The 14,221-nt window shown below is 72.4% G+C and carries 15 protein-coding genes; 8 read left to right on the top strand and 7 right to left on the bottom strand.

Translation table 11 applies throughout. The features are described from left to right. Positions 1–19: 19 nt before the first annotated feature. From ACIQUT_RS30740 to ACIQUT_RS30730, 3 genes are all read left to right on the top strand, one after another. The gene (locus ACIQUT_RS30740; RefSeq protein WP_403567632.1) at positions 20–1,294 is read left to right on the top strand and encodes an SMI1/KNR4 family protein; all 1,275 of its coding nucleotides are present in this window, start codon (positions 20–22) and stop codon (positions 1,292–1,294) included. A 245-nt stretch (positions 1,295–1,539) separates the two neighbouring features. Continuing rightward, entirely contained in the window at positions 1,540–1,767 is a 228-nt protein-coding gene (locus tag ACIQUT_RS30735; RefSeq protein WP_403567630.1) for a hypothetical protein, read from the top strand. Between the two features lie 298 nt (positions 1,768–2,065). Next, positions 2,066–3,187: a hypothetical protein gene (locus ACIQUT_RS30730; RefSeq protein WP_403567628.1), complete on the top strand. Its 1,122-nt coding sequence runs from the start codon at positions 2,066–2,068 to the stop codon at positions 3,185–3,187. Positions 3,188–3,199: 12 nt separating this feature from the next. Here ACIQUT_RS30730 and ACIQUT_RS30725 read toward each other — a convergent pair whose 3' ends face one another. From ACIQUT_RS30725 to ACIQUT_RS30700, 6 genes are all read right to left on the bottom strand, one after another. After that, entirely contained in the window at positions 3,200–3,961 is a 762-nt protein-coding gene (locus tag ACIQUT_RS30725; RefSeq protein WP_403567626.1) for an NPP1 family protein, read from the bottom strand. Positions 3,962–4,264: 303 nt separating this feature from the next. Then, positions 4,265–5,713, bottom strand: a complete 1,449-nt coding sequence (locus ACIQUT_RS30720) for an amino acid permease (RefSeq protein ID WP_403567624.1) — start codon at positions 5,711–5,713, stop codon at positions 4,265–4,267. Positions 5,714–5,818: 105 nt separating this feature from the next. Beyond that, complete coding sequence (locus tag ACIQUT_RS30715) at positions 5,819–6,766, bottom strand: NmrA/HSCARG family protein (protein WP_403567622.1); 948 nt, start codon at positions 6,764–6,766, stop codon at positions 5,819–5,821. A gap of 175 nt (positions 6,767–6,941) precedes the next feature. After that, positions 6,942–7,493, bottom strand: a complete 552-nt coding sequence (locus ACIQUT_RS30710) for a TetR/AcrR family transcriptional regulator (protein WP_403567771.1) — start codon at positions 7,491–7,493, stop codon at positions 6,942–6,944. A gap of 103 nt (positions 7,494–7,596) precedes the next feature. Further along, positions 7,597–8,991 carry an amidase gene (locus ACIQUT_RS30705; RefSeq protein ID WP_403567620.1) on the bottom strand — a complete coding sequence of 465 codons (1,395 nt, stop codon included), beginning with the start codon at positions 8,989–8,991 and terminating at the stop codon, positions 7,597–7,599. Continuing rightward, positions 8,978–9,187, bottom strand: a complete 210-nt coding sequence (locus tag ACIQUT_RS30700) for a hypothetical protein (RefSeq protein WP_403567618.1) — start codon at positions 9,185–9,187, stop codon at positions 8,978–8,980. Before ACIQUT_RS30700 ends, ACIQUT_RS30705 begins: the two co-directional genes overlap by 14 nt. 132 nt (positions 9,188–9,319) lie before the next feature. Here ACIQUT_RS30700 and ACIQUT_RS30695 point away from each other — a divergent pair, with 132 nt between their 5' ends. The 3 genes from ACIQUT_RS30695 (at position 9,320) to ACIQUT_RS30685 (ending at position 12,314) form a co-directional block, all read left to right on the top strand. Beyond that, a complete protein-coding gene (locus tag ACIQUT_RS30695) occupies positions 9,320–10,612 on the top strand; it encodes an MFS transporter (RefSeq protein ID WP_403567617.1) in 1,293 nt (430 codons plus the stop codon). A gap of 56 nt (positions 10,613–10,668) precedes the next feature. Then, positions 10,669–11,586: an MBL fold metallo-hydrolase gene (locus ACIQUT_RS30690; RefSeq protein ID WP_403567615.1), complete on the top strand. Its 918-nt coding sequence runs from the start codon at positions 10,669–10,671 to the stop codon at positions 11,584–11,586. A gap of 104 nt (positions 11,587–11,690) precedes the next feature. Next, positions 11,691–12,314 (top strand): hypothetical protein, encoded by a 624-nt coding sequence (locus tag ACIQUT_RS30685; protein WP_403567614.1) that lies wholly within the window; start codon positions 11,691–11,693, stop codon positions 12,312–12,314. A 58-nt stretch (positions 12,315–12,372) separates the two neighbouring features. On the opposite strand, the gene ACIQUT_RS30680 is transcribed toward ACIQUT_RS30685, so the two are convergent. Continuing rightward, a complete protein-coding gene (locus ACIQUT_RS30680; RefSeq protein WP_403567612.1) occupies positions 12,373–13,062 on the bottom strand; it encodes a hypothetical protein in 690 nt (229 codons plus the stop codon). A gap of 65 nt (positions 13,063–13,127) precedes the next feature. On the opposite strand from ACIQUT_RS30680, the gene ACIQUT_RS30675 reads away from it, so the two are divergent. Beyond that, positions 13,128–13,553, top strand: a complete 426-nt coding sequence (locus tag ACIQUT_RS30675; protein WP_403567610.1) for a VOC family protein — start codon at positions 13,128–13,130, stop codon at positions 13,551–13,553. An 87-nt stretch (positions 13,554–13,640) separates the two neighbouring features. Beyond that, positions 13,641–14,198, top strand: a complete 558-nt coding sequence (locus ACIQUT_RS30670; protein WP_403567608.1) for a nucleotidyltransferase domain-containing protein — start codon at positions 13,641–13,643, stop codon at positions 14,196–14,198. Positions 14,199–14,221 lie beyond the last annotated feature (23 nt).

Raw genomic sequence — 14,221 nt, 5'->3', positions numbered from 1 at the left:
AGGGAAAGGCAGTGCACCCGTGATCCGCGAGCAGTGGCAACCGTTCCTCAAGCGCTGGAGCGAGGAACGGGTCGACGCGCACGACCCCGAGCAGGACCTGCCGCTGGAGGCCGAGGTCGCGCGGGGGCGCTGGCTCGGGTTCGCCCCTGCGCGTGCGGAGGAACTCGCGGCCGCCGAGGCCCGCCTGGGCCGCACGCTGCCGCCCTCGCTCCGCGAGTTCCTGCTGACCACCGACGGCTGGCGGGACGCCGGCGTCTTCATCTACCGCCTCGCGGGCGCTTCCGGGCTCGCTTGGATGGCCGACACCGACGAGGGCTCCCGCTGGATCAAGGCCTACCGGAGCACCGAGTTCCACGAAAGCGACGAGGAGCCCGAAGGAAGGATCATCGCCCGTTCGCTGTGCCTGTCCCTCGACGGCGACGCCGCGGTCATGTTCCTCGATCCCGAGGACGTCGACGAGCACGGCGAATGGGCCGCCTACTGGCTCGCCTCCTGGTCGGGCCGCGGCCCCACGCGCTTCCGCTCCTTCCATGACCTCATGTACGACCAGTACGTCTCCTTCCACGCGCTCTGCCGTCCGCCGGGCGCCACGCGCGACCACTGGGACGCGGAGGTCGAGCGGGCCCGGCTCGCCGCGCTCGACGGAGCGGTGGAGGAGCCGCTGACCGTGCTGGAGGAGGCGTCGCGGTTCGGCAACGGCCGGGCCCGCCTGCTGCGCTTCCAGATGCTCACCATTCTCGGCGACACGCACACCGTCCCCCTGGAACGGGTCGCCGTCGTCAAAGAGGAGCGGGAGCGGGCCGTTTTCCTCCGGACGCCCCTCTTCACCCGTGAGCTGCTGCCCTTGGTCTACGCCGAGGAGCAGCGAGCCCCGATGTGGGGAAGCACCCCCCTGCGGCTCCTCGGGAGTTGCGGCTCGGAGGAAGCCCGTGCGATGGCCGTCGGCTTCGACCGCGACGAGTTCGACCCGAACGGACTGACCTACGGAAACCCGGAGTTCGACCGGGCGGTGCACGACATCCTCGACCGGCTGAACACCGACCCCGCCTTCCTCCGGCCGGAGCCGGGGCCGGAGCCGGGGGCAGCGGCGAACAAGCCCGGGGAGGACCCCACGCACACCGTGCGGCGCCTTCCGGACTCCCTGTGGCCCGAGTTGCGGGCGGCCATGGCGCTGTGGCGCCCGGTCGACGAGGACCACATAGCCCCCGTGGTGCTGTTGGCGCACCCGGTCCTGGCCGAGGTGATCACCGAGGAGCGCGGACGGGAGATCCTCTCGATGCGCCGGGGGTCCTGAACGGCAGAGGACCGGAGGCCGGGGGCGCCCGGGCGGCCGAGCGGCCGGACGTGCGTACGCCCGTGGGGTGCTCTAGCGTCGGAAGGGCGAGGGTGACCGTACCGTCGAGCCGGTCACCCCTCGGAGTGCCTGCTCTGTGTCGCCCCCGCCCGCGGTCCGGCGCACCCGCGGATCGCGTGACCGACCGAGAGAGCAGGTGCATCCGCATGCGTCCGTCGGCTCGTATCCCGAGCATCCTCGTCGGCTTGGCGCTTTCCGCCGGCGGCTTCGTCTTCGCCGCCCCGGCCGCCCACGCGGACATCCAGGCCTGCGAGCAGTATGTCGCGCAGCAGAAGATGCAGGTCACGAACGACGTCCGGCAGGCGTGCTACGCGGGCCAGCTCGGCGACCAGACCAGCTGCGTCAGCAGCCTCGAAGCGGCCGGCATCTCCAAGAACGTGTCGACCCAGGCCTGTCGTCTCGCTCCGAAGTAGCAGCGAGAGGCACCAGCCCATCGTGCGGACGCCTGAGGCCTGAACGGCTGGAGTCGTCGCACGATCGACACGTGTCACCGCGGTCGACCCGGATCACCGCCGTCGAGGGCCGGGCCGCCTCCCATTGCCTGACGCGGCACTCGTCACCTCCTCGGATTGAGCCTTGACTACGGTCCGGTGCTGAGCCGCGGATACCCCGCCCGGGTCTCGGCGGGCGCTGCGCCGCCGACGGCTGCGCCGGTTGCGTCCACGCGCGCATCATCGGAAGGGAAGAGGTGCCCGGGAACGGTGGTGAGCGATGAGGCTGTCTTTCCTGGAACCCCTGTACACGGAGTCCGGCCCGTTCGCCTCGGTGTACCTGGACACCTCGCGGGACGTCGACCAGCCCGACCGGGCCATCGCCCTGCGCTGGCGCCGCCTGCGTGACGCCCTGACCCGGCAGGGTGCGGACCGGGCACTGCTCGGCGTACTGGAGGACGCGGTCGGGGCGGATGCGGACGTGCCCGGAACACACGGGCAGGCGATCTTCGCGGCCCACGGCTCGCTCGTCCTGGACGGGGAGCTGCCCGCCCCGCCCGCCCGTGATTCGGCCCGTTACAGCACCCTGCCGGATGCGATGCCGCTGGTCAGCCAGCATGTGCCGGAGATCCCCTACCTGGCGGTGGCGGTGCACTACGCGGGGCTGCCGACGGCCGGAACGCACGGCTGGGTGCGGGTGGAAGCGGAGTCCGGCACCTGGCCGGTGTCCGCCGTGACCCCGGGTGAGCGGCTGTACCGGAGGGTGGCGGTCGCCGGCTGGCACCACAGCGCCGTCCGGCTGGGTCAGGAGCTGGACGCGTGGGCGCGGCGGACGCACGCCGACACCGTCGTCGTCGCCGGGGACGCCTGGGCGGGCAACGTCCTGGTCCGGCGGCTGCCGCACGCCCTGCGCGACAAGGTCGTACGGGTCGGGGGCACGACCGCGACGGACACCCGGCGGGCGCTGCTCGAACCGCAGCTCGGGAGCGTGTTCCGCGGCCGGATGGCCGCGCACGACCGGGACCTGGCCAACATCTTCATCGGCCGCCGGGCCCTCGGCGGGCCCGTGGCCGAGGGGCTGGCGGCCGTTGTCGCCGCCCTGCAGCGCGGCCAGGTCTCGGCGCTGCTGCTGAACGGTCCGCCCGCTCCCGCGCCGCGGCTGTGGACCGGCCCGCTGCCCACCCAGCTCGCCCTGACCGAGGAGGAACTGCTCTCCTGCGGGGTGCGGGCGCCCCGCGAGGAAACCGCCGACGAGGCCCTGCTGCGGGCCCTCGTCGGCACCGCAGCCGAGCTGGTCGTCGTACCGGAGGACGAGGACGAACTGCGGCTGGTCGGGGGCATCGGGGCGCTGCTGCGGTACGCCGACGCCGGCACCCCGGCCCGACGGGCACCGCACGCCTGACCGGGGCCGCGGTTACCGGTACGGGTCGAAGGGGATGCCGGCCGGCTTGGCCTCGGCCAGGTGCGACGGGAAGGACCCGTCCTTCAGGCCGAAGTGCGCGCTGCCGAAGTCGGCCTGGCTGAGCTTGTCGCGCAGGGTCGGGGGGTAGCCCGACCAGCCGACGAGTGCGGGGAACTGCCAGGCCCGCTTGTGGTTCTCCGGGGGGTCGTCGTTGTTGTTCGCGGCGCGGAAGCAGTGTGTGCTGACGCCGTCCTTGTGGTAGACGATCTTGGGGTGGGTGCCGTTCCAGCGGATCTGGTCGCGGGTGTGGATGGTGAAGTCGCCGTGGGCGGAGGTCGCGACGTACTTCGCCTCGTTGTTCTGGATCCACACCACGACGTGTTCCCAGTCGTGGCGGTGGCCGCCGAGGCTGACACCGGGGAGGGCCTGGTCCTTCTCGAAGTACAGCGCGTACATCACGGCGCACCAGCCGTTGTTGCAGGTCGCGCGTGAGTATCCGTTGGTGTTGTCGAGGTCCGAGGCGTCCCGGCAGTTGCCGTTGAGGGCTCCGGTGGGGTTGAGGCCGCCGTTCAGGGCGCCGTTCGCGCCTATCGCGGGGGTCGGGTAGCAGCCGTCGGTGTCGTAGTCGTAGGCGGGCTGGAAGTTCAGCTCCATCGGCTCGGCGTTGACGGGCAGTGCGGAGGGCGGCGCCGCGAACGCGGTCTGGGCGACGCCGACGAGCAGGGTGAGCGAGGCACCGGCGACTATGAGCGATCTCCGGATGTGACGATTCATCCGCACAGCGGGCCTCCTGGCCAGGGGTGGGGGGCGGCATACGAGCGCCGCCCGCCACGGGGCGGCGCACGCCCGGAGCATCATTCGCGAACCTCGTCGGCGGGGCAAGGGTTCGGCACGGCAAACCTCGCCCCTGCGGGGCGAGTTGAGGGCCGTCCGCTCCCGTCATTGCGACGTTGGTGACGTTTCGCCAGGGGTTGTCCGTGGCGGCACGCTCACCCTGCAAGGCAACAACGAGGGCAAGCAGGGCCGGCAGTTCGCGGGGACGGTTGCCGGTCTGCGTCGGCGGTCTACTTCGGCGGTCTACGTCGGCGGGCCTCCGCCCGCGGTGGTGTCCGGGGTGCGTTGGGCCAGCTTGGAGTGGTGGTAGGAGTAGCCGAAGTAGATGACCAGCCCGATGAGGAACCAGACCAGGAAGCGGAGCCACGTCTCCACGCGCAGGTAGGTGATGAGCCAGATCGAGGCGATGACGCCGACCGCGGGGGTGAAGGGCATGAGCGGGGTGCGGAAGGCGCGGTGCAGGTCGGGGCGCCGGTAGTGGAGCACGATGACGGCGGTGCACACGACGGCGAAGGCGAGCAGGATCCCGATGTTGGTGAGTTCCGCCGCCTCGCCGATCGGCACGAAGCCCGCGATGACGGCGGAGGCGACGCCGACGATCCAGGTGACGCGGGTCGGGACGTGCCGGGTCGGGTGGGTCTTGGCGAACCAGTGGGGCAGCAGCCCGTCACGGCTCATGGAGAACCACACGCGGGTCACGCCGAGCATGAACGTGAACATCACCGTGAGGATGCCGATGATCGCCCCGACCGCGATGATGTCGGCGACCACGGGCAGTCCGACCGCCTTGAAGGCGCTGGAGAAGCCGCTCTCCGGGTCGATCTCCGTGTAGCTCTGCATGCCGGTCAGGACCAGGCAGGCGAGTACGTACAGCACCATGGCGATGGCGAGGGAGTAGATGATCGCCCGGGGCATGTGCCGCTGCGCGTCCTTGGACTCCTCCGCCGCCGTGCTCATCGCGTCGTAGCCGAAGACGGCGAAGAAGACCGTGGCCGCGCCGGTGAAGGCGCCGCCCACGCCGAACGGGAAGAAGGGCGTGTAGTTGTCGGTGTTGATGTGGAAGAAGCCGACGACGATGACCAGCAGTACGACCAGCACCTTGAGGGCGACGACGACCGTCTCGAAGCGGGCCGCGCTCTTCATGCCGAGGTTGAGCAAGTAGGCCGTGAACAGGCAGAGGATGGCCGCGATGAGGTCGAAGCGGTGGCCTTCGCCGGTGCCCGGGGCGCCGAGCATCCAGGTGGGCAGGGCGGCGCCCGTCTCCTCCAGGAGGAAGTTGAAGTATCCGGAGATGCCGATGGCGACCACGGCGACGATGGCCGTGTACTCCAGCAGCAGGTCCCACCCGATGAACCAGCCGGCCAGCTCGCCGAGGACGGCGTACCCGTAGGTGTAGGCGGAGCCGGCCTTCGGGATCATGCCGGCGAACTCCGCGTACGAGAACGCTGCCGCGGCGCTGGCCACACCGGCGATGAGGAAGGAGAGCAGCACTGCCGGTCCCGCCACGCTGTTGGCGACCGTCCCGGCGAGCGTGAAGATGCCGGCGCCGATGATGCCGCCGACGCCGATGGCGGTGAGCTGCCACAGACCGAGGGTCCGGGTGAGCTGCTCACTGGGTGGGCCTTCGGGCTCTTCGATGTGCTCGATCGGTTTGCGACGGAGTACGCCCTGCCCTGACCACAGCGAGGCCATGTTCCGCTCCTTTCCGCCCGGGGTGACGGGCGCTCATCATCGCGGAAGGACCGCGGTGGCGGAATTAGGCGCTCCGGTTGTCTGTGTCCCTGGGAAAGGTGCGCGTCAGGCCAGGTGGAAGTCGTCGCGGTGCGCGGTCAGCCAGGTCCGGAAGTCCTGGAGGCCGGGGTGGAGGGCGCGGACGGCATCGAGGTCGCGGGCGGCGGTGAAGGCGTGCTCGCAGTCGGCGTAGTACTGGAACATGTTGCCGGCCTCGTCCGCGCCGGGGAATCCGAGGGCGCGGAAGGCGTCCGGCGTCAGGGGCCGGTAGCGCACCGGCTGTCCGAGTACGTCGGTCATGGCGGCGGCCATGTCGGCGACGGGCAGGTGCTCGCCGGCGATGCTGATCGTGGCGGCGATGAAGTCGGTGCCGCCTTTGAAGATGGCCAGGGCGGTATTGCCGATGTCGTCGACGGCGATGCCGGAGAGCCTGCTGTCGCCCATGGGGTAGATGAGTTCGAAGGTGCCGTCCTCGGCCCGCTGCGGGCCGAACATCGACAGCAGGTTCTCCCAGTAGAACGTGGCTCGCAGGAAGGTGGTGGGAACGACGGCGTCGGTGAAGAAGTGGTCGGCTTCCGCCTTGGCGTCGAAGTGCGGCACCTTGTACGAGCCCTGCAGCGTGGGCATCCGGTCGTCGTCGAGCGGAATGCACGCGCGGGTGTCCTCCAGTGTGGACCAGATCGCGTGCTGCACTCCGGCGTGTCCCGCCGCCCGGGCCAGGGCCTGCGCCTGCGCCTGCTCGTGGGCGGCGGACATGTCCTCCCAGAAGTTGGTCACCAGGAAGGCGCCGTAGGCGCCTTCCAGGGCCGGCTGCAGGCTCGCCTCGTCGTCGATGTCGGCGCGGACGACCTCCGCGCCGAGCCGTTCCAGCTCTCTCGCCCGGTCCGAATCCGGCCTGCGGGTCACCGCCCGCACCGCGAAGCCGCTGTCCTTGTCCTCCAGGACGGCGCGGGCCACGGCCCCGCCCTGATGGCCCGTCGCGCCGAACACGGTGATGATCTGCCTGCCGTCCATCGCCAGCACCTCTTCCCTGCCGCAGCCGCCCACAGAACCTGGTAGCGAAACCTACGGTCGGGAAAGGCCTCATCCGCGCCGCACACGCCGACGCGCCTCCGCATGGCGCCCACTGCGCGGACCTCCGCCGCCCCCGGGTCCCGGGTCCCGGCTCGGGGACCGGAGGGGAGCCGCTTTACCGGTCGGCCGGGCCGAGGACCGCTGTCACGAGGGCGCGCGCGTACGCGGTGTCGAGCCCGTGCGGGCGGAAGAGGATGCGGTACATCAGGGGGGCGACGACGTGGTCGATGACCGTTTCGACATCGGGCGCCTGTTCCCCGCGTCCGGTCGCGCGGGTGAGGATGACGCCGATGTGCTCGGCGGCGTAGGCGGAGCACTGGCCGGCGTTGTCGCCGTCCGGGTCGCCGAGCAGGGCGTCGCGGATGTAGGCACGGCCGGTGGGCGAGGCCATCTCGTCGAGGAACTGCTCGGCCCAGGCCGTCAGGTCGGCCGAGAGGGTGCCGCGGTCCTTGGGTGCGGTGTCGGGCCGCAGCCGCTCGACGGCCACGTCCGACAGCAGCTCCTGCAGGTCTCCCCAGCGGCGGTAGACCGTCGACGGGGTCACGCCCGCCCGCTGGGCGATCAGCGGTACCGTCAGGGCGTCGCGGCCCACCTCCGCGGTGAGTTCGCGTACCGCGGCGTGCACCGATGCCTGGACTCTGGCGCTGCGCCCGCCGGGGCGCACCATCTGCCTGCTCACGCCCTCCACCTTAACGCGAAATCGTTGCTTCTAGTGAGCTGCGGTGGGCGCGCGGCCCGGCCGGGACGGTCCGGCCGGGCCGGGCGCCCGTTCACGCGGCGTGCGCGACGCCGCAGGCGTCCCGGGACTGCTCGTAGGCGTGGCCGACACGGAAGAGCACGCTCTCGCCGAGGGGCCGCCCCAGGAGCTGCATGCCGATCGGCAGGCCTGCCGCGTCGTGGCCGACCGGTACGGACAGGGACGGTATTCCGGTGATGTCGGCAGGCGACGAGAGGCGCACGTAAGCGTCGGCGACGCCTTCGACGGTGCCGTCGGCCCAGGTGATCGTCTCCTGTCCGGCCTTCACGGCGGTCGCCGGGACGGCGGGGGCGGCGATCAGGTCGACGTCCTGCAGCATGCGGGACCACTCCTGCCGCATGAGGGTGCGGGAGCGCTGGGCGCGCAGGTAGTCCACGGCGGGCATCAGTGCGCCGGCCTCCAGGAGGACGCGGACGTCGTCCTGGTACAGCTCGGGGACCGTGCGCAGGGTGCCTTCGTGGTAGGCGGTGGCCTCGGGCACCATCAGGCCCCATTGGGTGGCCCGGATGTAGCGGGCCATGGGGATCTCGACGTCGACCAGGCGCGCGCCGAGGTCCTGGAGCCGGTCGATGGCGCGCCGGACGGCGGCTTCGACCTCGGGGTGGACGTGGTCGAAGTAGTAGGTGCGCGGCACGCCGATCCGCAGCCCTGCGAGGCTCGCGCCGTCGGCGGGCCGGTAGTCGGCGTCGGCGGGCGTGGGGAGTGAGGCGGGGTCGCGCGGGTCGTGGCCGGCGAGTGCGTTCAGGACCAGGGCGGCGTCCTGGACGGTGCGGGTGATCGGGCCGACGTGGTCCAGTGACCAGGACAGGGGCGTGACGCCGTGGCGGGGGACGAGGCCGTAGGTCGGTTTGAGGCCGACGACGCCGTTGAGCGCGGCGGGCACCCGGATCGACCCGCCGGTGTCGGTGCCCAGGGCGAAGGTGGCGGTGCCCGATGCCACGGCGACGGCGGATCCGCCGCTCGACCCGCCGGCGATCCGGTCGGGGACGCGGGCGTTGCGGGTCTGCGGGGTGGTCAGGCCGTACGCGAACTCGTGGGTGTGCGTCTTGCCGAGCAGGATCGCGCCGGCCGCCGTCAGGCGTGCGGCGACCGTGCTGTCGGTCTCCGCGCGGTGGTCGGCGCGGACCCGGGAGCTGGCCGAGGTCGCGGTGCCGCCCACGTCGATCAGGTCCTTCAGGGCCATCGGGATGCCGTCCAGCGGGCCTCGGTAGGCGCCGGCCGCGATATCGCGTTCGGCTTCGCGCGCGCCCCTGCGGGCACGCTCGGCCGTGACGGTGACGTACGCCCGGAGGTGCGGCTCCACCTGTTCGATGCGCTCCAGGACGGAGTCCGTCAGCTCGACGGGGGACAGCTGCCGCGTGCGGATCGCGTCGGCGGCCGCGGTGAGGGTGAGTTCATACGGCCGCATCGGGCTGCTCCTGTTCCGCGCGGTAGGCGGGGGCGGGCGGGGTGTCGCCGAAGTCCAGCTCCCGCAGGACCGCGACGACGGAGTGGATGTGATCGGCGACGGCCGCGACCGCGGCATGGCGGTCGGCGGGCAGCGGGAGCCCGGCGCGGGCGGCCCACCGGGCCGCTTCCGGCGGTGTGTGGTCGGTGGTGGACATGGACTTCCCTTCTCGGGGCTGGAGCGGCGGAGCACCCCAGGACACCTAAAGCTAAGGGTTTGCGTTAGGTGACTGTAGGGGGCTACGGTGCTTAACGCAAACCAATTGCGTTAAGCGTCAAGGAGCCTGTCCGTGACCGCCGTTGCACCACGCGCACCTGCCCCACACCCCCGCCGAGCCGTCCGTACGGGCACGAGCCGCCGCACCGCGTCCTTCGCCCTGAACGCCTCGATCCTGGCCACCCTCCTCGCGGCATCCAGCGCGCCCACCCCGCTCTACCCCCACTACCAGGACGCCTGGGGCCTGTCCGCGCTCACCATCACCTTGGTCTTCAGCGCCTACTCCCTGACGCTGCTGCTGGCCCTGCTCACCACCGGATCCCTCTCCGACCACCTGGGGCGGCGCCCCGTCCTGGCCGGCGCCCTGGCCCTGGAGGCCGGGTCCATGGTGCTGCTGGCCTCGGCGGACGGCGCCGCCACGCTGATCACCGCCCGGATCCTGCAGGGCGCGGCCACCGGCGCGGCCACCAGCGCCGCGGGAGCGGCCCTCCTCGACCTGGAGGATCCCCTGCGTCCGGGACGGTCCGCCCTCACCAACAGCATCGCCCCGGTGGCGGGCATGGCCGCCGGGGTCCTGGCCTCCACGCTCCTCGTCCGCTTCTCCCCCGCCCCCGCGGTCGGCGTGTACGCGCTGCCGGCGGTGCTCTTCGCCGCCCAGGCGGTCGCGGTCGCCTTCACCGCGGAGACGGCCCGCCCGCACGCCGGGGCCCTGCGCGCCCTGCGCCCGCGGCTCGCCCTGCCGCCGTCGGCACGCCGCGCCCTCCTGGCGGCCGGCACCGCTGTCGTCGCCGTCTGGGCACTGGGCGGCTTCTACTCGTCCCTCGGCCCGGCCCTCGTCCGGCTCGTGGCCCCCGCCGCCCCGCAGGCGGCCGGCGGCACGGTCTTCCTCACGCTCACCGCGGCGGCCACGGTCACGGTGTGGCTGCTGCGGCGGACGGCCCCGTACGCCGCCGTCACCGGCGGCAGCCTGGCCGTCGTACCCGCCGGGGCCCTGGCGCTGGCCGGTCTGCACGGCGCCGGACTGCCCGCCGTCCACGGTGGAGCGGCCCTGGCCGGAGTCGCCTTCGGCGCCGTCTCCCAAGGGGCGTTGCGCATGACGCTCGCCGGGCTCCCCGCAGGCGACCGGGCGGCCACCCTGGCCGCCTCCTACGTCCTCAGCTACCTCTCCATGAGCCTGCCCGCCATCGCGGCGGGCGCCGCCACCCGGCAGTACGGGCTGGCCACCGCCACCCACGCCTACGCCCTCGCCGCCGCCCTGCTCGCCGTCGCCGCGCCGGGAGCCCTCGCCGCCGCGCGGCACAGGGAGGCCCGGGGCAGGGAGGCCCGGGGCAGGGAGGCCCGGGGCACTCCCGACGGCGTCGCCTGACCGAACCGGCCGACCTTCCGCAGCCTTCCGCAACGAAACCGGGAAAACGAACCGCCATGAGCATTCCGCACGCCACCCGCCCGACCACCGCCGTCCCCGCCTGGGCCGTGGGCGACGTCACCGTCCGGCGCATCGACGAGATCCTCCTGCCGCCCGCCACCGGTCCGTGGCTGCTGCCGGACGCCACCCCCGCGGTCGTCGCCGAACAGGACTGGCTGCGCCCCCACTTCGCCGACGACCAGGGCGTTCTGCACCTCCACAGCCACACCTTCGCGTTCACCGTCGGCGGGCTCCGCGTCCTGGTGGACACCGGCATCGGCAACGGCAAGGAGCGGGCCAACCCCGCCTGGCACAACCTGGACACCGACTACCTTGAGCGCCTCGCCTCCGCCGGCTTCCCCCCGGAATCGGTCGACCTGGTGATCCTGACGCACCTGCACGCCGACCACGTCGGCTGGAACACGCGCGAGGCGAACGGAGAGTGGGTCCCCACGTTCCCCAACGCCCGCTACGTCACCTCCCGCACCGAGAGGGAGTTCTGGGCCGGATACGACATGGAGGAGGCGCGCAGGCAGATGTTCCTGGACTCCGTGATTCCGGTGGAGGAGGCGGGCCTGCTGGACCTGGTCGACGTCCCCTCCGGGGGCGCCGCCATCGCCCCGAACGTACGCCTGGTCCCCACCCCCGGCCACACCCCCGGCCACGTCGCCGTCGAGCTGACCAGCCGCGGCCGGACCGCCCTTATCACCGGCGACTGCATCCACCACCCCGTCCAGCTCGCCCACCCTTCGATCGGCGCCTGCGTCGACATCGACCCCGAGCAGTCGGAGGCTTCGCGCCGCACCCTGCTCGGCTCACTCGCCGACACGGACGCCTTGATCCTGGGCACTCACTTCGCACCGCCCACCGCCGGCCGTATCGTCTCCCACCAGGGCACCTACCGCCTCTCCCCCGTCCCGGCCGACACGCACTGACCCGGCCTCCGGGCCGGTCCCGCACGTGGGGTCGGGGGTGTTTCAGGGGTGCGTCAGGGGCTTCCCCGAGGGCCCCGGGGCACCCGCACGAGCATGATCATGCCATGTCGAACACGACCCGCCAGTGGACTTGTTTCACCGTCGGCCCGCTCTGCATGACGGCCTACGGAATCATCCGCCTCACGGATCCCACGCACGGCCCCGGCCCTGCCTGGAGCCTCGGCCATCTCGCGCTGCTGGCGGCCGTACTGGCCTTCGTGCCGGTGATGTGGCGCCTGCGGCGGTGGGCCGCGGCCGGGCGCGGGCCGGCGGCACGCCTGCTCGCCGGCGCCGCGACCGCCGCGGGTCTGCTCGGCGCGGCAGCGGCGACGGCGCAGACCGTGATCGACCTGGTGGTCGGCGTCCTCTGCGCGGACCGGGAGGCCATGAACGCCATGTTCGACGGCGTCAGGAGCCACCCGGGGGTGACGGCCGCCGTCTACAGCGTCGGCCCGCTGCTCTTCTACGTGGGCCTGGTCCTGCTCACGGCCCAACTGGCGGTCCTGCGGCGGATAGCGGCGTGGCGGCCGCTCGTGGTGGTCGCGGGCATTGCCGTGACGGCGACGAGCCTGGATCTCCTCCCCCTCGGCGGGCTGTTGCTGCTGCTGGCCCTCGCGCCCCTGGGCCGGCAGTGGCGGCTCCCGGCACCCGATGCGGCTCGCAGCCGACGCGCTCGGCCGGAGCTGTAGCGCAGCCCGGCCCGCCGTCGCCGCGCACGGCCGTTGCGTTCCCGCCCGGCGGTGGACGTCACCGGGTCCCGTGCGGTGGCGTCACGTGGTCGGCGTACCAGTCGACGCGGGTCCGAGGGGTGACGGGCAGGGCCTCCAGCACCTCGTCTTCCAAGAGCTGCTCGGCGGTCTCCGCCGAGCAGCCGACGTAGGTGGACACCAGGTCGTAGTCGGAGGTGACCACCCAACTGCGGTCCTGCGGCCACCAGAACTCCGGGCCGCTGGTCCCCACCCTGTCCGCCACTGCTTCCCGGACCGCCTCCAGGTGGGCCAGCGGGGAACGGCGTACGAGCGGTTCCTCCTCACCCCAGCAGAGCGCCGCGAGATCATAGGCAAACCAGACGGCCTGGTCGCCGGCGACCCCGGCGAGGACGCGAGCCAGTGCCTGTCGGCTGTGGTCATCGAGGGCCCCCGCCTCGGTCAGCCACAACGGACCGCCCGGGTTCGAGTCCCCGTGGTCCCGCAGCGACCAGTGCGACAGCTCGGCGTGGAAGGCGACACCGGCGGTCTCCGCCCGTGCCCGCCACCTGAGGCTGCGGCCCGATCCGTCCGTGGCCTCGAAACGGTGAAAGATCCGTACGTACGCCTCGAACCCGCTCGGCACGAGCTCGGACACCAGGTGCCCCGGACCGGGCTCGGCCCGGCCCAGCCGTTCCTGGAGCCAGGCCAGCTCCGTGCCCTCGTACACCCATTCGCTGATCTTCGTCACACTGCCGATTGTCACCGGCGCGCCTGTTGCCGGGCCCTTCGGGTGCGGGTTGGCACAGTGGGGGCATGAGCGCGGAGAACGGCAACCTTCTGGCCCGAGGTCGTGTGGCGACCCGGCTGCCTGCCCAGGATCTGGACCGGGCCCGGCGTTTCTACGCCGAGCAGCTCGGGCTGGAACCCGTCGACGAACGGCCCGGCGGGCTGTTGTACCGGTGCGGGGGCACGGAGTTCGCCGTGTTCGCGTCGACGGGGGCCTCCCCCGGCACGTTCACCCAGATGGGGTGGCAGGTCGACGACCTGGAGGCGGTCGTGTCCGCGCTCAGGCAGCGCGGCGTGGTGTTCGAGGACGTCGATGTCCCCGGGTTCCGCACGAAGGACGGCATCGCCGAGATCGACGGGAACTATCCGAGCAAGGGCGCGCGGGGCGAACGCGCCGCCTGGTTCCGTGACAGCGAGGGCAACCTGCTGGGCATCGGCGAGCCCGTCGTGTGAACCGGCGGATCGCGTGCGCCGGCTCGGCCCGTGCGTTCTCGGAAATCGAACTGCCGTGGCTCGGATTGCCGCGTAGCCTGCACGGCTGTGGACAGGGAACGCAGTGCCCGGCAGCTTCGGCTGATCGGCGAGACGGTGGACCTCGCGAAGGCTCTCGGCGTGGAGGTACGGCTCCGTGGGGGTTGGGCCATGGACTTCTTCATCGGCGAGGTCACGCGTGACCACGAGGACATCGACTGGTTCGCGTGGACGGGGGACGCCGCTGCCCTGGCCGACGCCCTGATGCGTTCCGGCTGGCAGCCGGTGCCCGGGCCGCCTCCCGGCCAGCAGGCCGACTTCTCCAAGGAGGGCGTGGAGAGCAGCTTCGCCCTCCTGGACAGGGACCGGTACGGGCGCGCTGTCGTCGCCGGTGGCCCCTGGGCCGGGGAGCTGTGGCCCGAGGGCATGCTCGACGGTTCCGTCGGCCGTATCGGGGATCTGCGGTGCGGGATCATCAGTCCCGGCGCCCAGATCGAGATCAAGCGCATGACGCCGGTCTGGGTTCCGGGCCGGCCGCGCCGGGCGAAGGACGCCGAGGACATCGCCCGGCTGGAGGCGGCCCTGCGGGGGCGGGCCGGTACTCCCCCGGCCCGAGGCACTCGTTGAGCGTCGGCTTGTCGGCCCGTCGG

Source organism: Streptomyces sp. NPDC090445, from assembly GCF_044769385.1.
GTDB lineage: Bacteria > Actinomycetota > Actinomycetes > Streptomycetales > Streptomycetaceae > Streptomyces.
Note: the sequence above shows the minus strand (reverse complement) of the source record. Positions and strands in the feature narration are given on the sequence as shown.

Excerpts from the sequence above, each read along its gene's own strand:
- ACIQUT_RS30720 (WP_403567624.1), bottom strand. The coding sequence starts at position 5,713 with ATGGCCTCGCTGTGGTCAGGGCAGGGCGTACTCCGTCGCAAACCGATC.
- ACIQUT_RS30715 (WP_403567622.1), bottom strand. The coding sequence starts at position 6,766 with ATGGACGGCAGGCAGATCATCACCGTGTTCGGCGCGACGGGCCATCAG.
- ACIQUT_RS30730 (WP_403567628.1), top strand. The coding sequence starts at position 2,066 with ATGAGGCTGTCTTTCCTGGAACCCCTGTACACGGAGTCCGGCCCGTTC.
- ACIQUT_RS30700 (WP_403567618.1), bottom strand. The coding sequence starts at position 9,187 with ATGTCCACCACCGACCACACACCGCCGGAAGCGGCCCGGTGGGCCGCC.
- ACIQUT_RS30705 (WP_403567620.1), bottom strand. The coding sequence starts at position 8,991 with ATGCGGCCGTATGAACTCACCCTCACCGCGGCCGCCGACGCGATCCGC.
- ACIQUT_RS30675 (WP_403567610.1), top strand. The coding sequence starts at position 13,128 with ATGAGCGCGGAGAACGGCAACCTTCTGGCCCGAGGTCGTGTGGCGACC.
- ACIQUT_RS30690 (WP_403567615.1), top strand. The coding sequence starts at position 10,669 with ATGAGCATTCCGCACGCCACCCGCCCGACCACCGCCGTCCCCGCCTGG.
- ACIQUT_RS30725 (WP_403567626.1), bottom strand. The coding sequence starts at position 3,961 with ATGAATCGTCACATCCGGAGATCGCTCATAGTCGCCGGTGCCTCGCTC.
- ACIQUT_RS30710 (WP_403567771.1), bottom strand. The coding sequence starts at position 7,493 with ATGGTGCGCCCCGGCGGGCGCAGCGCCAGAGTCCAGGCATCGGTGCAC.
- ACIQUT_RS30685 (WP_403567614.1), top strand. The coding sequence starts at position 11,691 with ATGTCGAACACGACCCGCCAGTGGACTTGTTTCACCGTCGGCCCGCTC.